At 65.8% G+C, this 19130-nt stretch carries 19 protein-coding genes; 5 read left to right on the top strand and 14 right to left on the bottom strand.

Going from position 1 to position 19130, the window contains the following annotated elements:
• The 9 genes from G3W89_RS27790 to G3W89_RS27750 form a co-directional block, all read right to left on the bottom strand.
• Complete coding sequence (locus G3W89_RS27790) at positions 1-882, bottom strand: fumarylacetoacetate hydrolase family protein (protein ID WP_162577168.1); 882 nt, start codon at positions 880-882, stop codon at positions 1-3.
• Positions 879-2111, bottom strand: a complete 1233-nt coding sequence (locus G3W89_RS27785; protein WP_162577167.1) for an FAD-dependent monooxygenase — start codon at positions 2109-2111, stop codon at positions 879-881. The genes G3W89_RS27790 and G3W89_RS27785 overlap by 4 nt, the downstream gene beginning before the upstream one ends.
• Positions 2108-3094 (bottom strand): cupin domain-containing protein, encoded by a 987-nt coding sequence (locus G3W89_RS27780; RefSeq protein ID WP_162577166.1) that lies wholly within the window; start codon positions 3092-3094, stop codon positions 2108-2110. The genes G3W89_RS27785 and G3W89_RS27780 overlap by 4 nt, the downstream gene beginning before the upstream one ends.
• 29 nt (positions 3095-3123) lie before the next feature.
• Complete coding sequence (locus G3W89_RS27775) at positions 3124-4503, bottom strand: FAD-dependent oxidoreductase (RefSeq protein ID WP_162577165.1); 1380 nt, start codon at positions 4501-4503, stop codon at positions 3124-3126.
• Between the two features lie 50 nt (positions 4504-4553).
• Positions 4554-5486, bottom strand: coding sequence for a Bug family tripartite tricarboxylate transporter substrate binding protein (locus tag G3W89_RS27770; RefSeq protein WP_162577164.1), 933 nt, complete (start codon positions 5484-5486; stop codon positions 4554-4556).
• A 122-nt stretch (positions 5487-5608) separates the two neighbouring features.
• Entirely contained in the window at positions 5609-6328 is a 720-nt protein-coding gene (locus tag G3W89_RS27765) for an NADPH-dependent F420 reductase (protein WP_162577163.1), read from the bottom strand.
• A 19-nt stretch (positions 6329-6347) separates the two neighbouring features.
• Entirely contained in the window at positions 6348-7265 is a 918-nt protein-coding gene (locus tag G3W89_RS33115) for a nuclear transport factor 2 family protein (protein WP_197893588.1), read from the bottom strand.
• 49 nt (positions 7266-7314) lie between these two features.
• Positions 7315-8226, bottom strand: a complete 912-nt coding sequence (locus G3W89_RS27755) for a 1-acyl-sn-glycerol-3-phosphate acyltransferase (protein WP_162577162.1) — start codon at positions 8224-8226, stop codon at positions 7315-7317.
• A 16-nt stretch (positions 8227-8242) separates the two neighbouring features.
• Positions 8243-9154 carry a LysR family transcriptional regulator gene (locus G3W89_RS27750; RefSeq protein ID WP_162577161.1) on the bottom strand — a complete coding sequence of 304 codons (912 nt, stop codon included), beginning with the start codon at positions 9152-9154 and terminating at the stop codon, positions 8243-8245.
• 115 nt (positions 9155-9269) lie between these two features.
• On the opposite strand from G3W89_RS27750, the gene G3W89_RS27745 reads away from it, so the two are divergent.
• The 4 genes from G3W89_RS27745 to G3W89_RS27730 are packed head-to-tail and all read left to right on the top strand — an operon-like array spanning position 9270 to position 13241.
• Positions 9270-10973 carry an alkaline phosphatase family protein gene (locus G3W89_RS27745; protein ID WP_162577160.1) on the top strand — a complete coding sequence of 568 codons (1704 nt, stop codon included), beginning with the start codon at positions 9270-9272 and terminating at the stop codon, positions 10971-10973.
• Complete coding sequence (locus tag G3W89_RS27740; protein WP_162577159.1) at positions 10963-11415, top strand: cupin domain-containing protein; 453 nt, start codon at positions 10963-10965, stop codon at positions 11413-11415. Before G3W89_RS27745 ends, G3W89_RS27740 begins: the two co-directional genes overlap by 11 nt.
• A gap of 5 nt (positions 11416-11420) precedes the next feature.
• Positions 11421-12398, top strand: a complete 978-nt coding sequence (locus G3W89_RS27735; RefSeq protein ID WP_162577158.1) for a Bug family tripartite tricarboxylate transporter substrate binding protein — start codon at positions 11421-11423, stop codon at positions 12396-12398.
• Positions 12399-12425: 27 nt separating this feature from the next.
• Positions 12426-13241, top strand: coding sequence for an alpha/beta hydrolase (locus G3W89_RS27730; RefSeq protein WP_162577157.1), 816 nt, complete (start codon positions 12426-12428; stop codon positions 13239-13241).
• Here the strand turns inward: G3W89_RS27730 and G3W89_RS27725 are convergent.
• The 3 genes from G3W89_RS27725 to G3W89_RS27715 form a co-directional block, all read right to left on the bottom strand.
• On the bottom strand, positions 13228-13653 hold the full coding sequence (locus G3W89_RS27725; RefSeq protein WP_162577156.1) for a hypothetical protein: 426 nt from the start codon (positions 13651-13653) through the stop codon (positions 13228-13230). The two genes, G3W89_RS27730 and G3W89_RS27725, sit on opposite strands and share 14 nt — an antisense overlap.
• Before the next feature lie 72 nt (positions 13654-13725).
• Complete coding sequence (locus tag G3W89_RS27720) at positions 13726-14538, bottom strand: hypothetical protein (RefSeq protein ID WP_162577155.1); 813 nt, start codon at positions 14536-14538, stop codon at positions 13726-13728.
• 231 nt (positions 14539-14769) lie between these two features.
• On the bottom strand, positions 14770-15450 hold the full coding sequence (locus G3W89_RS27715; RefSeq protein WP_162577154.1) for a peroxiredoxin-like family protein: 681 nt from the start codon (positions 15448-15450) through the stop codon (positions 14770-14772).
• Between the two features lie 246 nt (positions 15451-15696).
• Here G3W89_RS27715 and G3W89_RS27710 point away from each other — a divergent pair, with 246 nt between their 5' ends.
• Positions 15697-16617 carry a YihY/virulence factor BrkB family protein gene (locus G3W89_RS27710; RefSeq protein ID WP_162577153.1) on the top strand — a complete coding sequence of 307 codons (921 nt, stop codon included), beginning with the start codon at positions 15697-15699 and terminating at the stop codon, positions 16615-16617.
• Here G3W89_RS27710 and G3W89_RS27705 read toward each other — a convergent pair.
• Positions 16589-17560, bottom strand: a complete 972-nt coding sequence (locus G3W89_RS27705) for a Bug family tripartite tricarboxylate transporter substrate binding protein (protein WP_162577152.1) — start codon at positions 17558-17560, stop codon at positions 16589-16591. The two genes, G3W89_RS27710 and G3W89_RS27705, sit on opposite strands and share 29 nt — an antisense overlap.
• A 77-nt stretch (positions 17561-17637) precedes the next feature.
• Positions 17638-19020 (bottom strand): FAD-dependent oxidoreductase, encoded by a 1383-nt coding sequence (locus tag G3W89_RS27700; protein WP_162577151.1) that lies wholly within the window; start codon positions 19018-19020, stop codon positions 17638-17640.
• Between the last annotated feature and the right edge of the window lie 110 nt (positions 19021-19130).

Raw genomic sequence — 19130 nt, 5'->3', positions numbered from 1 at the left:
TTACAAGTGGTTGGAGACACGTAGTGTCATCTCACCAATGCCATCACATGCAGCGCGTATCTGGTCCCCTGCCACCACCGGACCGACACCCTCGGGGGTACCCGTCAGGATCACATCCCCCGGGTGCAATGTGTAGACGTGCGACGCGAGTTCGATCAGGTCAGGAATATCGATCGTCATCGCACCCGTCGAACTATGCTGGCGCCGCTCTCCGTTCACCCAGAGCGAAATCGTGAGTGCGTGCGGATCGGCAATTTCATCCGCGGTGACGAAACATGGGCCGAGCACGGTGTACGTGTCGGGGGATTTCCGGAAACTGCGGTCCTCGGCTCCGCGAACCGTCATGTCCAGCCCCACGCAATAGCCAGCGACGTGTGACATGGCCTCGGCTCGCGAGATCCCGTGTCCCGCCTTCCCTATGACCACGCCAAGTTCGACCTCGTGGTCAGTTCGGCGATCCGGCAAGATGATTTTCACGCCCTCCGAAGGGCCTGCGATGGCGGAGGTGGCCTTGAGGAAAAGTCCGTACTTCTCGGCAGGCCGCTCCACGCCTTCCAGCGCCTTGCGATGCACACCCTGATCGACACCGGCGTCCTTCGTGTCCTGCTCGACGTGCAGTCGGTAGTTTGCGGGCGCTGCCATTACCTTGCTCGGGGTCGTGATCGGACTATGCAGGTGAACTTGGGAGAGCTTGCAAGCGTGCGCACCGCGCCGCGCGCGGCGTGCAGCATCCATCAATGCAGGAAGGTGAGCGATTAGCGGGTCGCCCAGCGGCACCGGCCACCGCATCGTCGGCAACGCATCGAGCGCGGGCGTAATGTCGAACACCTCATCGCCTTCGATCAGGCCCAGGCGGTCATTGTCAAATCGGCAGAATTTCATTGGGCGCGCCCCTCGTAGGTTCTTGATTGCCGCGGACCCGGAGCAGCGCTCCGGGCGGCCGCAGGGTTCCAGAGCCAGTCGAAGCAGCGGTACAGGTCTTCCGTGGTGCGCTCCTGTAGTTGCTGAGTTCGTACTTCCGCGTCGGTGCCACCGCAGTGATAGGTGTGCCAGAGGGCGCGCGACTCGAGTTGCACGCGCGCGGTGCGCACGAAGCGCAGGCGTTCGAAAGCTGCGAATGCACGCTCTGGATCTTCGGGATGCTTTCCCAAGAGGGCGGTGAGTTCCGATGCGTCTTCCAGGGCCATGCCCGCGCCCTGCGCAAGCGACTGCAACGTGGCGTGCGCCGAGTCACCCAGCAGCGTCACTCGGCCATCGGACCAGCGTCGCATAGGGTTGCGATCGGCAATAGCCCAGCGGCGCTCCAGATTGACCACGGAAATCACGTCGCGAACCTCCGGCTGGGCATTGGCCGCGATGGCATTGATGTAGTTCCTGTAGCCGCCGTTGTCGGTAGGTTCCAGATCTGGCGGTACGCGGAAGACAGCGACGATGTTCATCTCGGTGCGCTCACGCAGCGGGTAGTAGATGACGTGAAAGCCGTCGCCCGTCCACATCGTGACGCCCGAGCGTTTTTGCAGGCTTGTCGGGGCTTCACTCATGGGCACGATGGTGCGGTGAGCGACGTACCCGGTGTCGCGCGATGCATCTTCGGGATGCATCTGCGCGCGCAGGCGTGAGCGCAGGCCGTCCGCCGCCACGAGCGCGCAGCCCTCGATGGTTTCACCCCGTTCGGTCTGGATCTGCACGGCATCCGGAGTCTGCGTATAGCTGCTCACGGTGGTCGCCTGGTTCAAGTCCACGCTGGGCAGTTGCCGTACTGCCTTCAGCAGGATCTCGTGCAGATCCACTCGGTGGATGGCAATGTAGGGTGCCGGGTATCGGCTCTCGAAGGCCTCGCCCTTCAATGGCACGCGCACCAGCTTTTCGCCCGTGCAGGCGTCCAGCAAGAGAAGGTCGTCCGGCAAGTAGGAGGCGCGGCGCACTTCGTCGCCCACTCCCAGGCGCTGGAGCACTGGAAGTACGTTGGGGCCGATCTGGACGCCATAGCCGATGGGCGCGATCTCGGCAGACTGTTCAAGAAGCCGCACGCTGCGGCCCCGCTGGCCCAGGCCCAGGGCAGTAGCCACGCCACCGAGCCCGCCGCCGACAATGAGGACAGGTCGAGTCATTCGCAGGCCTCCAGTGCGTCATAGCCGCAGAACTTCATCAGGCCCTCATCGGTAAGAGCCACGAGCACGGCGTCTTCGCTCGCCGAATGAGCGACGCGCACTCCCAACGGTTCAACGAAGACGTCGCCAAAGGACCAGTTGAAGTGCTCTTCACCAACGGCGCTGCTACCACTACCCCTGAGCACGACGTAGATTGCATTGGCATTGCGCCGGTAGGCAAGCCCCTGCCAGCCCTCGGCCCAGTGGTGAACCTTGATCGTGATGGTGGGCATCAGAGCAGAGGTGACGTCCACCGTCTTCCCGAAGAAGGAGGCATCGCTGCCGCCGGTATCAGTCGCCGCCAGCCGGCTCTCGATGTCAGCCCATTCGATGCGCATGGGCGAGTGGTCGACGCGCTCGGCGTTCTGCTCCCAGTGCTCGGGGTGGTCCTCCGCTTTCATGGGCTCCAGCAGATGCACGAGAGGCAAGTCCAGGCAGTCAAACCAGAATGCCTGCGAATCACCGTCGTGTCCATGGCCGTGCCAATGATTGCCGGGCGTGAGGACGATGTCTCCGGTTTCCATCGGGTGTCGCTTGCCATTGACCACGGAGTACGAGCCGCGCGATTCGATGATCACGCGCAGCGCGTGTGATGAATGGCGGTGCGAGCGCGCCCGTTCTCCCGGCAGGATCGACTGGTAGGCCCCGACCAGTGTGCGTGTGGTGGCGAAGTCATTTCCCTCGATCGGGTTGCGCAGCACGAAGTTGCGCCGCTCGGCCTGATCGGTGCCGATCACGCGGCCGGCTGCGAGCAACGCTGGCCGGATCTCGGAAAAGCGCCAATGCACGGGGACAAATTTAGAAAGTGGGTGGCGCCACATCAGCGGCTGTTTGCGCGGCGTCCAGCCTGGAGTGCAATTCTGTGCATCAATGGCATGAATAAGCTCGTCCACGTGCCGGATCGCGTCGTAGCGCGATGCGGAGGCTTCCAGGATTTCAGGCATAGAGTTGTTCCAATGTGAAGAGATGCGGCTCAGGCGTTGACAGCCACTGCTGCGCCTATGCGACGGCAGGCGTCCTGCGCGGCAAGGCGCCCGAAGATGCACCCCTTCGCAAGCGACGAGCCGCTCAGATACGAGGCGCCATGCAGCCCTCCCATGACTTCGCCCGTGGCGTAGAGGCCGAGAAGCGGCTGGCCGAACACGTCCAAGACCCGGGCGCCAGCGTCGGTACGCAGGCCACAATAGGTCGAGTTGAGGCCGGTCGTGCAAGCAATGCCGTAGAACGGCGCGGCCGAGAGTGTCGGTACGGTGCCATAACCTGCCGTGAGGCAGTCGCGGCCCATCTCGTCACCCCCGCGGCCTTCGGCCGCGGCGTTGTACCGTGCCACCGTGGCCGCCAGTGCCTGGGGCGGAAGGCTGAGCAGTCCGGCGAGTTCGTCCAGCGAGTCCGCGCGCTTGATCAGTCCGGCTTCGAGTGCCGAGTTGTAGTCGTCCACTGTCGGGAAAGGGGCGGACTGGTCCATGATGCGCTGGTCGAAAACCTGTACGCCAACGCGGCCGGGCTGCTTCAGGCATTCCTCGCCGATCACCTTGTACGACAGGGATTCATTGACGAAGCGAGCTCCGTTCGTGTTCACGACGATGCCGCCCTTGTACATGGTATGCACGAGGTACGGCGCCAGCTTTTCCTTCCCCGGGAGCGGCGTCGTAGCGGGCGCACCAAAGGTGCCCTTGGTAAAGCCCATATCCACCAGGTCCGCGCCCAATGCCCATGCCATGCGCAATCCATCCCCCGTGTTGCCCTCGCCTCCCATGGGTTTGGCATCGGCCAGGTGCGGGGCGAAGCGGGCAACGAGCTCACGCGAACGAGAGAAGCCGCCGGTCGCGATGATCACGCCGTGCTGCGCCATCACCTGTTCGCCACTCGCCAGTTCGACACCGATGACCCTGCGCTCGGCGCCGTCTCCGCTGGTGAGCAGCCGGCGTGCGCCCGCATTTGCGCGGAACTTGCCGCCCGCATCCAGCAGCGCCTGGTGCAACACGTGCAGCATGTGCTTTGGATCAAGGCTATGCAGGCGCGGCATGGACTGGCCACCGTTCAACGTGACATTGTCGAAGTCCAAGCCCAATGCTTCGAGCCAGCGGTAGGCGTCGTACTGGTGCTCGGCATAGGCATGCACCACCTGCGGGTCATTGGCATGATGCCCACAGGTGAGCAAATCCTGCTCGAGCAGTTCGGGCGTATCGGCGATGCCCTGCTCTTTCTGCACACGGGTGCCGGCGAAGGCAAATGCACCGCCGCACATCGCGGTACTGCCGCCGTAGGCAGGCATTTTCTCTAGCAGGATCACCGAAGCGCCAAGTCGCGCTGCCTCAAGGGCCGCACAGTGGCCGGCCATGCCCGCGCCCACTACGACGACGTCATGTTGCAAGGATGGCTTGTTCATTTCGTCTCCTCAGTTCAGTCGAGTTGAAGACCCAGTTGCTTGATCACGGCGCCCCAGGATTTGATGTCGCCCTTGATCTGTGCGTCCATTTGCTCGGGCGAGGCCGCCAACGGCGTCAGCGATTGCGCTGCGAGCAGTGCCGTCATTTCTTCGCCGCGCAGGACGGTGTTGATCTCTTCGTTGAGCTTGCGAACGATCGCCTGCGGTAAACCGCCGGGGCCGACCACGCCCATCCAGATCATCGGAATCTCCACACCCGTGACCCCCGCCTCGGTGAGCGTGGGGACCTCCGGCAACGAAGGCACGCGGCTCTTCCCGAGAACAGCCAGCGGCGTCAGCCGACCGGCCTTGATAAACGGCGCCGATCCTCCGACATCGAACATGGCCGAATCCACATCGCCGGCGACCACCGATTGCGTCGCCGGCGCGGCGCCCGGGAACGGCACCTGCAAGACGTCGATGTTCACCTTCGACTTCAACAACTCGGTCGCGAGCGTGTAGGGCTGCGCAGAGCCTGTCGAGGCATACGAAAGCTTGCCCGGGTTGGCCTTGGCGCGTTCGATGTAGCCCTTCATCGACGTGATTCCGGTCTTCGGGTTTACGAAGATCACGGTCTGGAATTCGGCCAGCAGGGAGATCGCCGTGTAGTCCTTGTTGGCGTCATAGCCCAGTGGTCGCTTGTAGAGCGCCGGCAGCATCGACCACGGCGTGGTCACGCACAAGTAGAGGGTGTAGCCGTCCGGTTTGGCACTGGTGGCGTATTGCGTGGCGATAAGGCCATTGCCACCGGGCTTGTTTTCCACGACAACCGGCTGACCAAGACGCTTGCCGAGCCCCTGCCCCAGCACGCGGGCCGCGGCATCCAGGCCGCCGCCGGCACTAAAAGGGACAACGATGTGGATCGGCTTTGTTGGGTACACCTGCGCCGCCGCGGTTGCCGCGGCCAAGCTGAAGGCTGCTGCCGTGAGCGTGTGAAGCAGGGGAATGCGTGGGATCATCGTGAATCTCCAGTTCGTTCTCGTGGGCAGCCAAACGGCTCGTGTTTCATGGTTCTCGGAGAGCGAGCGTCTCATCGGCTCGTCGCGGCGTTTCGGGCCCACCAAGCGGAAGCGTGGCGCCCGCCAAATCGGCCGGCCTCCGCCGGTTCCAGCACATCGACCTTCAACGTGGTGTAGGGACCAAGGCCAGCACCGAGGATGAGATAGCGGATGACATCGCCCAGTGGTTCGACAATCCGCGCGTTTCGCAGTGGCCCCATGTCCACCGGCGCGAGGCCCAGATCGCGCGCCAGGCCGACGACGGCCTCGCGCGCGTCAGCGAAGTCAGAGGCGATGAACGCCGAGACCTTCTGCGCGCGCAGTTCGGCGACCGGCATTTCGAACAACTCCTGTGCCATCGTGTTGAAGCACTTCACCACGCGGCTTCGAGGAAGCCATGCTTGGAGCTTTTCTGCGAGCGACTGCGCAACTGGTGCGAAGTCGAATTTCCCTTCAGGGATTGGCCAGTTATTCGGATCGATCACGACCTTTCCGTCCAATGCGGAAATGTCACCGATCACGTGACTGGGCTCCACGTCGCGAACGCTGTAGAAAATCACGTCGCCAAAGAGGGCTGCTTCGCGATTGCTGCCTGCCCGCGCGCCCGCAGCGCCATTCTTTTGCGCCAGGTCGGCGGCCTCGATGGCAGTCTGCGGATTGCGCGCGCCGAAGAAGACTTCGTGCCCGTGGACAGCCCATCCGCAACCCAGAATGCGCCCCATGTTGCCGGTGCCGATGATTCCGATCTTCATCACATCGCTCCTTTCTTGCCTAGAGCCGATCGCCGCGCGGAAAAAGAGAAAGAAGCCGATACGACGCGTCCTGATCGTTCGGCTGGCTCAGCGCCATGCCGAAGTGCCCGTGGTAGAGCGAGTCGTCAACAGGGCGCTCGGTCACCCAGTCGCGGACCACGCTGCGGTGGGAGATCTTCCACAAGCCTTCGCGACACTCATACCGATTGAAGGTGCGGCAGGCGGCTATGGCCTCTGTGGCCGGCCCGTCCGCGGCCCGTGTGCGATGGTAGGAAAGGCGGTGCGTCTCACCCTCGGCCTTTTCGCCGTCGACGCGGTACCACTCGTTGAGCACATAGTGAGCAGTGAGTTCGTACTTCGGCAGGAAGTCGCGGAACACCCATTCGGCGAACTCTGTCGCGCGACCGCTGTACATATCCCCGTGTTCCTCGATTGCGTCCTCGAAGAAGATGGAATGCAGCAGTGCTGCGTCGCGCCGGTCCACCCCGCGGCAGTAGGCCATCTCCAAGTCGTGCAATCGATCCTTCACGACCCATTCGCGCAACATCTCGTCCGTGGTCTTCAACATAGGTCTCCTTGTGTTGCCGCTAGATCCAGATTCGCTACAAACAAACCGACCCGCCGGTTGGTAAGTGTGCGGCTTGAGCCATGTCGCAGCATCGGTGTTTACGCTAGGTACGGCCCTTCGATCGCTCGCGCTTGGCGAGGAGGCCCCTCTTGCTTTGAGCGCGCCGCCGGCAGGGATGACCGCCTGGCCGCCGCAGCGCGGGCCGGTCCACAGAATCGAGTTCGTCGATTCCATCGGCATCGCGTAGGGCGGCTCCTCCACGAGCCGGAGCGATCCGAGGGCATTGCCGATGCGGACGACGACATGGTCGCCCTTGGCATTGCCGTAGAGACGCCCGACAGTATGTCCGGCAGCATCAGCGACTTTCAACGGTGATCGTTGAGCGAATGTATCGACGCGCGTCACGCTCCATGCGCAGTCAGTTTCGACTCGGCATGAGCGGATCCAGCGATCCGCCGGTGTGCTGCGCCGGTCCGTCCGCAAAGAGAAGCTGACGCATCTGCGCAGCAATGGATGCGCCAAGCGCCTGCGCCCCGCACACGCCCAACCTCGACGCGTTCCCGAACGTGACCCTCGCGACCAGGTCGCGGTAGCGCGGCAGCATCACCTGCAGCGTTGCAGCGATCCTCTCCTTGTTGCGCGCTGTCCGGTACAACCGCGTCAGCGGATGCCGCTGTGCATCCGGCGAAATGACGTGGCTCACCAGCGCCGGCACAAACCGCGCTTCAGGAACCAGCCTGGCGAACAAGGCGTAGCTGATCGACCAGTTCTGCAATGACGCGGCTGCCCGCTCCAGGCCAAAGGTGGCGGGGTCCGGCTCGATCTCTCCGGCCGGGAAGGTCAGCAGGGCACCGCCTTCCTGCAAATGCCTGCCGGCAGCTCGAACGACTGCCATGTGCCCGCGTTCCTCATCGGGCAGAAAGATCAGTTGCCGCGCAACATGGGGCAGGGCGCGAAGGAACGGCCGATCCGATGCGATCACCCGAAGGTCGGGACGCGACGCAAGACTGGTGAAGAGCGCGACCGTGTCCGTCATTCCGGGATGGTTGGCCAGGATGATCACAGGCCCTTTCCGCGGAACGTGTTCCAGGCCCGAGGTGATGATGCCGGCGGTCATCCGGCTCATCAGCCAGGCACTGCCTTGCGCCAGGCCATGTTCGCCGACGCGGGCGTCGAACTCGTGCGCAGTTCGCGCAAAGCGACGGGCCGCAGGCCGGAACAAACGACGCAAAGGCGTGTCACGCAGACACAGCAGGCCAGTCGACTCCAGCAGGTCGACGGTGTTGACTTCGGTCAGCGTCTCGATCAAGGGTGTCACGGTGGTGATCATCGGCCGGAAGGACGGGTCAAGCCTGTAGCGTTGTCCGCAGCGCGTGGGCTTCGGCGAGGAACGCTTCAAGCAGCCGCTGCGCAGGCAGCGTGAGCGGCGCGTCGGCGCGGTGCAGCACGTGGATCGTGGTGTTGGGCAGCACGTCGGCAATCGGCAACTTGACGAGGTCCATTCCGGGACCATAACGATCGAAGAAGCCCTTGGGCATGATTCCGATCACGTCCAGCCTCGGCATGAGCGCGAGCAGCGTGGCAAAGGACTCGCATTCGAGGCGAACTTGCGGCGTGCGGTTGCTCGTCGTGTCGAACGGGATGTTGCGCGGGTCGCCAGGCCCGCCGGGCGGCCCCGTGAGCACCCAGCCCGTGTCGAGCAGCTCGGCAAGTTTCCTGGCACGCGCGAGCGGATGGCTGCGGCGTGCGACGAGCACCGATGCACTGTCGAAGAGCGGCTGAACGACCAGGTCGCGGCCGACCCCCTCGGTGGGTAAGGGCCCCAGTGCCATGTCGAGCTCGCCGGCGCGCACCTGCTCCAGCGCGCGCGGATAGAGCGCATCGCGCATGCGCAGGCTCACCTGGGGCCATCTCGCGCCGAAGCGCTCCACCGCGCCCGGCGCCAGCAGGATCGCGGCGACGGGCGACACGCCGATGGTCACCCGCGCCTCGGCATGCCGCAGATGCCACGCGACCTCTTCGCGCGCTCGATCGATTTCACGCACGACGGTGGCCGCGCGTGCCGCGATCAGCTCGCCGGCCGGGGCCAGCCGGACTCCCTTCGGTGTGCGTATCACGAGTGACGTGCCGAACTCGTCTTCGAGCTGGCGCAAGGCCTTCGTCAGCGCCGGCTGGGACACGTTGAGTGCCTGCGCCGAGGCACGCAGGCTGCCCGTCCTGGCAAGTGTCAGCAGCAGATGAAGATGCTGGAGCCGCATGGTGAGCCCGAGGGATTGCGATAACCCATGGTAATCGGCATGAGAACGTGTGACGCGACAGCCGCCGATGCGGCCACTAGCATTCGGCGCATACCCAACCACGACAGGAGCCGGCATGACCCGACGCGTGAAGAACATCCTCTTCATCATGTGCGACCAGCTTCGCGCGGACCACCTGTCGTGCTTTGGCCACCCCAGGCTGAAGACGCCGAACCTCGATGCGCTGGCCGCGCGCGGCGTGATCTTCGACCGCGCCTACGTGCAGTCGCCAGTGTGCGGGCCGTCGCGCATGAGCTACTACACCGGCCGCTACGTTCACTCGCACGGCGCCAGCTGGAACTTCGTGCCGCTCAAGGCGGGCGAGATGACGATCGGCGACCACCTGCGCCCGCTGGGCGTGCGCTCGGTGCTGGTCGGCAAGACCCACATGCGCGCCGACCTGGCAGGCATGTCGCGCCTCGGCATCGACCCGGCCTCCACCATCGGGGTGCGCATCGCCGAATGCGGCTTCGATCCCTACGAGCGCGACGACGGCATCCACCCTTACTCCGGCCATGACCCGGACCCCAGCTACAACGACTACTTGCGCAGGCAGGGCTTCGACGGCGACAACCCGTGGGAGCAATGGGCCAACTCCACCGTCGACGACGACGGCCAGCTCCGTTCCGGCTGGTTCCTGAAGTACTCCAACCGGCCGGCACGCGTGCCCGACGAACACTCCGAGACGCCCTACATCACGCGCCGCGCAATGGACTTCATTGCCGAGTCCGGCGACCAGCCCTGGTGCCTGCACCTGTCGTACATCAAGCCGCACTGGCCCTACATCGTTCCCGAGCCCTACGCCAGCATGTACACGGCCGAGGATGCGTTGCCGGTGGTTCGCTCGGAGGCCGAGCGCCACGATCCGCACCCGGTGTACGACGCGATGATGAAGCACCGCGTGTCCAGGACTTTCTCGCGCGAAGGTGTGCGCGACGCCGTCATGCCGGGCTACATGGGCCTGATCAAGCAGATCGACGACCAGCTCGGCAAGCTCTTCGGCTTCCTGGAGGAGCGCGGGCTGATGGAGACGACGATGATCGTCTTCACCTCGGACCATGGCGACTACCTCGGCGACCACTGGATGGGTGAGAAAGACCTGTTCCACGAGCCGATCATTCGCGCACCGCTGATCGTGTACGACCCCGACGCGCGCGCCGACGCCACGCGAGGCACGCGCTGCGAGGCATTGGTCGAGGCGGTCGACCTGGCGCCGACCTTCCTGGACGCCTGCGGCGGCGCCCCGGTGCCCCACATCATGGACGGCCGCTCGCTGCGCCCGCTGCTGTTCGGCCAGCGTCCGCACGACTGGCGCGAGCACGTCGTCTGCGAGTACGACTACGCCTTCCAGGACTCGCGCATTGCCCTGGGCACGCCGTCGCGCGATGCCTGGCTGCGGATGATCTCCGACGGCCGCTGGAAATACGTGCTGGCCGAAGGCTACCGTCCGATGCTGTTCGACCTCGCGTCCGACCCGAACGAATTCGTCGACCTCGGCGCCGCACCCGAACACGAGGGCGTCCGCCAGCGCCTGCACGAGGCCCTGTTTCGCTGGGCACGCCAGCCGCGCCAGCGCGTGACCATTCCCGACGGTGCCATCGAGACGATGGAAATCCAGCCCCGCATTTCCGAGGGCGGCATCCTCATCGGCTACTGGGACGAAGAAGACCTGAGCGAGGCGCGCAAGAGCTTCAAGCCGCGCTTCGCATCGACCAACCCCCTTGTGAAATCCACGCTCGATCGCCTCACCCGCCAGGAAGGAACGTCCCATGACCATTGAAACCCCCGACATCACGCGCGCGCAGACCGGCATCGACGGTGTGTCGTGGAACATCCTCGGCCAGGTGTACGTGCCCAAGCAGTCCACCGACGACAGCTTCTCCTGGCATGCGACCTTCCCGGTCGAGACCTTCGTGCCACCCCACGTGCACCCCTACCAGGACGAGTACATCTTCGTGCTCGATGGCCGCATCGACCTCATGCTGGGAGGCAAGAAGACCTCGGCCGGCGCCGGCGACCTGGTGCGCATGCCCCGCGGCATCCCGCATGCCTTCTTCAACAACACCGGCGAACCCGTCACCGCCCTCTTCTGGGCCACGCCCGCCGGCAAGCTGCAGGCGCTCTACCGCCGCATCCACAACATGTCGAGCCCGGCCGAAGTGGTGGCCGCGGCGCGCGAGTACGACGTCATCTTTGCACCGCCCGTTTCATCGGCGGCATGAACATCATGATTCAACGCAGACGGATCCTCGGCGCGCTGGGTGCAGCGCCCTTCGCCGCAGCAACCCTGCCCGCCTGGGCGCAGGGCTATCCCGCCAGGCCCATCAAGATCGTCGTGCCGCTGCCGCCCGGCAGCCCGCCCGATGTGCTTGCGCGGCTGGTCGCCGAGCGCCTGCAGGACGCATGGAAGCAGCCCGTCATCGTCGACAACCGCCCTGGCGCGACGGGGATGATCGGCATGGACGCCGTCGCCAAGGCAGCGCCCGACGGCTACACGGTGGGCGTCATGTTCCTCACGCACACGGTGCTGCCGGCGCTGTTCGGCAAGGTGCCCTACGACACCAGCGCAGACTTCGTGCCCATCGCCAACCTCGTCTGGCTCTACAACGTGCTGGTGGTGCCACCCTCGGTGCCGGCTCGCAGCGCGAACGAACTGGTGGAACTTGCGCGCACCCAGCCGGGCAAGCTCACCTACGGCTCCGGCGGCAACGGCTCGCCGGCCCACCTGATCGGCGAGTCCTTCAGGCAGCTCGCCAAGGTCGACATGCTGCATGTGCCTTTCAAGGGGCCATCGGAAGCGGTGCAGGCGCTTCTCGGCGGCTACGTCTCGGCCATGTTCGCAACCACCTCGGTGGCCGTGCCGCTGGTCAACGCCGGCAAGCTGCGCGCAGTTGCCGTGACCAGCCCCGCCCGCCTTCCCGCGCTGCCGTCGGTGCCGACCATGGCCGAGAGCGGCATCGCAGGGTTCGACATGAAGGAATGGGAGGGTATCGTTGCACCGGCGGGCACGCCGCGTGACATCATCGCCAAGTGGAACCAGGAACTCACACGCATCATGCAGCTGCCCCAGATCCGCGACAAGCTGTCCGAACTCGGCATGGAAGCGGCTGCGCCGAACTCGCCGGATCAGTTCACCACGCTGATGCGCAGCGAACTGCAACGCTGGACGCAGTTCGTGAAGACCAGCGGCCTCAAGGCCGACTAGCCAATTTGCCGATTAGCCGATAACACCGTGGAAGACGCCCAGTTCCAGTACGTAGAAGGCCAGTCGCGCCCTGGCTTTGCTTCGCTGCTGGCTGCGTACGAGGCCGAGAGCGTCGCGGCCGTCGGCACCGAGACCTGCGTGCTCGATGTCCGCTACGGGCCGTTGGAGCGCCAGACCTTCGACTTCTTCACGGCGCGCCAGAAGCCCAGGGGCACGCTCGCGTACTTCCATGCCGGCTACTGGCAATCACGTGACAAGTCGACTTTCCGCTTCATCGCGCCGGCCTACACGGCGGCCGGCCTGAATGTCGCGCTGGTCAACTATCCGCTATGCCCGACCGTGTCGCTGCCGGAACTCATCGAGGCTGTGCAGGCTTGCATCCCTGCGATCAGGGCGAGGGCAGCCGCTGACCAGGCCGAGAGTCTGCCCTTGGTTCTGTCGGGGCACTCCGCAGGCGCGCACATCGCGGCCGAGCTTGCACTCTCGGGCGTCGAGGACATCGCGGGCGTTGTTGCCATGAGCGGCATCTTCGACCTCGCGCCCCTCCTGGCAACGACGCTCAACCAGAAGCTCGGGCTGGATGCTGCAAGCGCAGCGGCCTGCTCTCCGCTCCATCGCGTGCGCGCGCTGGCGGCACCTGCGCTCGTCGTTGTCGGCGACGAGGAAACGCCTGCATTCATCGCGCAGAGCCGGCGCTTTCACGAGGCGTTGAACAAGGCGGGAAGCCGCAGCTCCTTGCTCCTCGTGCCGCAAGCCGACCACTTCAGTTTGCTGCGACGATTTTCATCGCCTGGCAGTCTCTTGTTCGACCAGGTCTGCACGTTGTCGTTCAAAGCGCCTTGACCAGTCCGATGCAGACCGCGCAAAGCTGCGCAAGGTTGAGGACCATGCCCCAGACATGGAGCAGGCGAAACTGGCGGATGCGGGCCGTGTCCGTGGCTGTCATGGCATCGCGCAGCCGATCCATGCGGTTCAGAATGCTCCGGCGGCTGACGAATGCGATCAAGGCGATGCCGGCCATTCCCGTGGCGATGACGGCGCGTCCGACCGCAGCGTGAGCGAGCGCGCCGGCACCGGCGGTCACCATCACGGCCTTGTAGTACACATCGAAGAGACCGCGGATGAAAAGTGCGTCCAGCGGGGTGTCGTGCTTCAGGATCATCAGCGGCAGCGAGCCGCACATGAAGAAGCCCATCCACACCAGCAGGATGACGATGGTGGCGAACGGAGCAAACGGGGCGAGGGTGGCGAGCATTCGAACACAGCAGCCGACCCTCCCGCGGGCAACGGCGCGTTCGGATACTACACAAGCCCCCCACCTTTGCGCCTAGAACCGTGCCTTCAAGAAAGCCGACGGCCCCTGCAGCTTGACCCGCAGCCGTGCCGTGCTGCTCAGCGCATCGAAGTCGCGCTTGAGCTCGATCTCGCTCACGCCATACGAGAGCACCACGCCCACGTTCTTGACGGGAAACCACTCCACGCCGAGGGCGGCGTTGTAGATGTGCCCGCGCAGGTTGCTGCCGCCCTTGCGCACGCCCGACACGTCGGCGAACAGGCGCAGGTCGGGACTGATGGCGTGGCGCACGCCGACTTCCAGCAGTGGCGCGAAGGCGTCGTCGCTGTCGTGCTGGCTGAAGCTCGCGGTGGCGCCGTTCACGCCGGCCAGCGCGTTGCTGTCCAGGCTGACGCGGTAATACGCCAGGCCCGCGCCCAGCCCCAGCACCGTGTTGCCGGAGCCGATCCACCACTTGTAGGCCAGCTTGGCGAAGTCCAGCTTGAGGTCGAGGCTGACGTTGCCCAGCGCCGTGACCGAGGTCGGCCCGACCGCGAAGCTGTTGCCAAAGCCGGTGCCATAGTTGCGGTTGAACCGGTAGTAGTCGAGCGACAAGCCCTGGCTGTCGCCGAACAGCACATCGGCGGTGATGCGCGGCATGGTCACCTTGCTGCCTTCGATGTCGCGCGTGTCGAAGCGGCCGTAGGGCGTGTTCAGCCCGGCGTCGAGAGTGGGTTCGGCATGGAAGGCGCCGACAGAGAAGCTGAAGCGATCCAGCGCGGGCGAAGGCTCGGCGAGCGCTGGGGTCGACATCACGAGGCTCGCCCCGGCCAATGCGGCGAGGGCGCATGAGCGCGAAAACATCATGAGGAATGATTCCGATGAGCGGCCTGATGCCCGGCGCCGAAAGCCCGATGTCTGCGGCCGCGAAACTCCCCTGGGCGCGAGCGCCACTCTAGGCACGCTGCGCCGCGTGGCAAGTTCCGGATGTCGACTCCGCCTGTAGGAGCTTGCCTTGTCCCCGGCAAGGGTGGTTGTCATGCAGCATGCACGGTGAGCTTTTGGGAATGCCGCCCCGCCCCTGCTGCCAATGACGACTCAGTGCTGGAGCGTGCCCGCGGCGGTGACGATCTCCTTCGCGTCCGGAAAGTAGCAGAGGCTGCTGGGCCCATTGGGCGCCTCGATGTGCTCCCAGGCGATGGTGCCGCTCTCGTCGATGAGGAAGTGTCCGACCAACTGCGAGGCGTGATTCGCCATGATCGCACTGTCGGTGCCATCCATCTCGAAGCCGTCCTGCGCGTTGAGCGCGCCGTTGGCGGCCATCGGCTGCGCGGGCTGCGGCAGCTCGCCGGTGGGATTGATGCGTGCCGCCTCGAAGTCAGCCATGCGCGTGCGCGACGGCCACTCGGGCGATTCGCTGCTGCCCTCGGTCAGGAATTCCACGCGCGGCACGCCGAAGGCCTGGTGCGTGCGGCAATCCGGATCGGCCAGCAGCAGCAGCGACATCGGCCGGTAGCGGAAATACATGCGGGCGCGTTCCACCGGCGTGTTGATCACTGCCACTGTCTCGACCCCCGCGGCGCGCAAGGCCGGCTGCATGTCGGCGAGCTGCCTCACCTGCCGACGGCAGAACGGGCAGTGCAGCCCACGGAAGAGGCCGAGCACGAAGGGGCGCCCGCGCAGGTCCGCGAGCGACACCATGCCTTCGCGGTTGGCCGCGGGGAGCATGAACCCTGGCGCGGGTTCCCCTGGCTGCAGCGGATGTTGCGGGTCTCCCATGGCGCGCCTCCTTCCTCGTGTGGTGGTGGGGAGCAGTGGGCGCATCGACCGTATCACTTGCCGCGGAAAGCCACAACGCGGCTTTCATCCTTGCGGGCTCCGCGGGCCCGATCCCCCTGCTTCGCTTCCTGGTCGTTTGACCTCTCGCGTTTGGAGGCGTTGTCCTATACGGGTCAAGTGCCCGTCGCAACACGCTGCTTGCAGTTCAATTTTTCGCGAAGCCAAGGGCTTCCTGCAGGAGGTGATTTGGCCCCCCGACCCGTGAGCCTCGCGAGAGACGCCCTCGGGCGCGTGTGGCACGCCGCAATGGCCGCGCCCGGCCTGGGCGTCGTCCTGCTGGCGATGCGCAACTACATCCTGCACCAGAGCGCCAACCAGGCGGGCAGCATGGCGTTCTCGTGGGTGCTGTCGATGTTCCCGCTGCTGATCCTGGCGTCTTCCGCCGCTGCCTTCATCGGGCAGCCGGGCCAGGCGGCGGCACTCGCCGTGCGCGTCATGGACTATGCGCCGACGATGGTGCGCGACGCCGTGCAGCCGGTCATCGACCAGGTGCTGGCCCAGCGCAACCAGACGCTGCTGACAATCGGCGTGCTGGCGACGTTGTGGACGGCCTCTTCGGGCATGCAGGCGGTACGCACCGCGCTGAACCGCGCGTATGGCATCGACCGCGGCCTTCCGTTCTGGAGAGCGCGCCTGAAGGTCACCGTGTTCACCTGCGTCGTCGGGCTCGGCGTGCTGGCCGCGTTCAGCTCGGTGATCGTCATGCCCTACGTGTGGAAGCTGATCGAGGCCAACGGCGGGGCCGGGCAAGACGCGCTCTGGATGCGCCTCAGCGTGCGTTACGGCCTGGCCTTTGTCACGCTGGCGGCCGTGTATGCGCTCCTGTACGGCTGGCTGCCCGACATTCCCCAGCGGCTGTACACCGTGCTCCCTGGTGCCCTGGTCGGCGCCGCGCTGTGGGTGACCGCCGCCGCCACGCTGTCGTACACCTTGCGCACCGCCGGCAAACTGGCGCTGCTCTACGGCAGCTTCGCGGGCGTGGTCGCGACCCTCGTGTTCCTGTACATCAGCGCCACCACGCTGATCTTCGGCGCCGAGATCAACGGCGTGCTGCGCGAGAAGGTCGCGCCGCCGCCCCTCAATCCAGCTGGATCTTCGCCTTCTTGATGACCTCGCCCCACACCGCCGAGTCGGACTCGATCATCTTCTGGAACACCGCCGGGCTGCCGCCGATCGGCTGCGCGCCGAGGGCTTCCAGCCGGGCCTTGAAGTCGGCTTCCTGCATTGCCTCGTTGATGCTGGCGTTGAGCTTCTGCACGATGGCCTCGGGCGTGTCGGTGCGCGCCACGATGCCGAACCACGAGTAGAGCTCGAAGCCCTTCACGCCTTGCTCGTCGAGCGTCGGCACGTTGGGGAACTGCGGCGAGCGCTCCAGGCTCGTCACGCCCAGCGAGCGCAGCTTGCCGGACTTCAGCATCGACTGGGCGGAGAACTCGATGTCGAAGTACACCGGCACTTCGCCCGACAGCACCGCGGTCAGCGCGGGCGCCGAGCCGCGGTATGGAATGGGCGTCATCGACACGCCCACCACCTGCTTGAAGCGCTCCGCGCCCAGGTGCGGCATGGTGCCCGCGCCCGACGAGGCGTAGTTCATTGCCTCGCCCTTCTCCTTCGCCATCTTGATCAGGTCCTGGATGCCCTTGCCCTTGAAGCCGGGCGCCACCACCACCTGGTGCGGGCTCTTGAAGACCCCCGCGACGGCGCGGAACTCGCGCAGCGGATCGAAGGACATGTTGGGGTAGAGCCACTTGCCGGTGGAAACCACGTTGCTCGCCATCAGCAGCGTGTGGCCGTCGGCCGGCTGTTGGAGCACGGCCTCGCTGCCGACGATGGCGCCGGCACCGGGCTTGTTCTCGACCACGACCGGTTGCCCGAGCTTCTGCCCGAGCCCCGTCGCGATGGCGCGTGCGGTCGTGTCGGACGGGCCGCCGGCAGGGAAGGGCACCACCAGCCGGATCGGCTTGGTTGGAAAGCTCTGGGCGAATGCCGCGCATGGAAGCGCGAGCGCGGCGGCGGCGGAGATCAGGAGAGAGCGGCGCAAGGTGAACATGAGGTGTCCTGCAAATTCAAGGTGTTCGTGAGAAGGCATTCGTGAGAAGGCATTCGGGAAGAGGTCTCGAGGGCCCATCAGGCGGGCAGCGCCTCGATCGGCGCCTCGCGTTCGGACAGCTGTACTGCGGCATCGCTCGACACCAGCGCGTTCTGCTCGACCAGCACGCGGCGGACGTCTTCTGCAGCCGGTTCCCTGCCCGCGGGCGCGGCAGCGGCAAGCGCCGCGTACACCCCGGCTGCATGGCCGAGGCACATCGCCGTCCCCATGTGCCGCGCGCCGCCGTTGGCCTCGCGCGTGGCCGAGATGGCGCGCCCCGTCACCACCAGGCCGCCGACCTCCTGCGGCAGCAGGCAGGCCAGCGGAATCTCGAAGGGCGCGGGCGGCATCCACAAGGCGATGCCGGTGCCGCCCGCCTCGTGCAGGTCCATCGGCCCGGCGCCGAGCGCCACCGCATCGGCAAAGCGCACGCCGCCGACGATGTCGCTTTCCGTCAGCGTGTGGCGCCCGACGATGCGGCGCGTTTCGCGCACGCCGACCCGCTCGGCAATGCCGGCAAGCACCGAGGCCTCGAAGCCCGGCACGCGCTCCCGCAGGAAGTCGACGACCGACTTGACCTGCTGCCGCCCCGTCTGCTCGGCACGCGTGAGGTCGCCTGCATCCAGCGCGTCGATGCCGGGGATGCGGCTCATCAGGCAGATCGCGTCCTTCTCGCCCGGCGTGCTGCAGAAAGAGAGGCTTTCCCAGAACAGCCGGCCCTGCTGCACGCCCTCGACCGCGAGCGCACGCTTGGTCTCGCGCGGAAGGGCGCGGAAGGTCTTCACGTCGACGTTGGACATGCGAAACACCAGCGTGCAGGGCTGGCGGTGGTGCCGCAGTTCGGGCTCCGCGCCCGCGAACGGCACGCCCGACGCCGCGGCGACGGCCGCATCGCCGCTGGCATCGACCACCATCGCCGCGCGCAGCGCGCTGCGGCCCGAGGCGTTCTCGATCACCACGCCCTCGACCCGGCGCTCGCCCAGCAAAGGCCGCACCACCTGCGAGTGCAGGTACACGTCGACGCCTGCTTCGCGCGTGATCTCGTCCGCCGCGATCTTCAGCACCTCGGGGTTGAAGGGGAAATTGGTGATCGTCACCGGGCTGCTGCTCGCCTCGGCCAGCGTGTAGCGGCGAAAGCCCGTGCTGCCCCCGAGCGCACGCACGCGCTCCGTCAGCTCGAAGCCGATGCCGCCGACCACCCGCACCGGGCCGTTGAAGAAGCCGATCCACTGCGCCACCATGCCCGCCGTGCCGGTGCCGCCGAGGCAGCCCGAGCGCTCGATGACCGCGGTGCGCGCACCGCTGCGCGCCGCAGCAACTGCGGCCACGAGCCCTGAAGCCCCGCCGCCCACGACGACGACGTCGTAGCGCGAGAGGACGGGCGTGGAAAGACTTTCGTTGATGAATTCGTTGCCTGGCATGGGGTCTCCGGGAGTGGCGCGGTGCCGAGAGGATCGGCGCGGCTGGATGTTGAAAGTTTCCATACAGAAACTGTTTCCATTATACTTGCCTCCCAAAATCCCTCCCGCCG

The sequence above is a fragment of the Variovorax sp. PBL-H6 genome (assembly GCF_901827155.1).
GTDB lineage: Bacteria > Pseudomonadota > Gammaproteobacteria > Burkholderiales > Burkholderiaceae_C > Variovorax.
The sequence above is the reverse complement of the archived record's forward strand: the minus strand, read 5'-3'. Positions and strand labels throughout refer to the sequence as shown.

What these genes read in the sequence shown, in the direction of transcription:
- G3W89_RS27785 (WP_162577167.1), bottom strand. Translation starts at nt 2,111, where the DNA reads ATGACTCGACCTGTCCTCATTGTCGGCGGCGGGCTCGGTGGCGTGGCT.
- G3W89_RS27735 (WP_162577158.1), top strand. Translation starts at nt 11,421, where the DNA reads ATGATTCAACGCAGACGGATCCTCGGCGCGCTGGGTGCAGCGCCCTTC.
- G3W89_RS27780 (WP_162577166.1), bottom strand. Translation starts at nt 3,094, where the DNA reads ATGCCTGAAATCCTGGAAGCCTCCGCATCGCGCTACGACGCGATCCGG.
- G3W89_RS27725 (WP_162577156.1), bottom strand. Translation starts at nt 13,653, where the DNA reads ATGCTCGCCACCCTCGCCCCGTTTGCTCCGTTCGCCACCATCGTCATC.
- G3W89_RS27715 (WP_162577154.1), bottom strand. Translation starts at nt 15,450, where the DNA reads ATGGGAGACCCGCAACATCCGCTGCAGCCAGGGGAACCCGCGCCAGGG.
- G3W89_RS27740 (WP_162577159.1), top strand. Translation starts at nt 10,963, where the DNA reads ATGACCATTGAAACCCCCGACATCACGCGCGCGCAGACCGGCATCGAC.
- G3W89_RS27755 (WP_162577162.1), bottom strand. Translation starts at nt 8,226, where the DNA reads ATGATCACCACCGTGACACCCTTGATCGAGACGCTGACCGAAGTCAAC.
- G3W89_RS27720 (WP_162577155.1), bottom strand. Translation starts at nt 14,538, where the DNA reads ATGATGTTTTCGCGCTCATGCGCCCTCGCCGCATTGGCCGGGGCGAGC.
- G3W89_RS27750 (WP_162577161.1), bottom strand. Translation starts at nt 9,154, where the DNA reads ATGCGGCTCCAGCATCTTCATCTGCTGCTGACACTTGCCAGGACGGGC.
- G3W89_RS27765 (WP_162577163.1), bottom strand. Translation starts at nt 6,328, where the DNA reads ATGAAGATCGGAATCATCGGCACCGGCAACATGGGGCGCATTCTGGGT.
- G3W89_RS27790 (WP_162577168.1), bottom strand. Translation starts at nt 882, where the DNA reads ATGAAATTCTGCCGATTTGACAATGACCGCCTGGGCCTGATCGAAGGC.
- G3W89_RS27705 (WP_162577152.1), bottom strand. Translation starts at nt 17,560, where the DNA reads ATGTTCACCTTGCGCCGCTCTCTCCTGATCTCCGCCGCCGCCGCGCTC.
- G3W89_RS27745 (WP_162577160.1), top strand. Translation starts at nt 9,270, where the DNA reads ATGACCCGACGCGTGAAGAACATCCTCTTCATCATGTGCGACCAGCTT.
- G3W89_RS27700 (WP_162577151.1), bottom strand. Translation starts at nt 19,020, where the DNA reads ATGCCAGGCAACGAATTCATCAACGAAAGTCTTTCCACGCCCGTCCTC.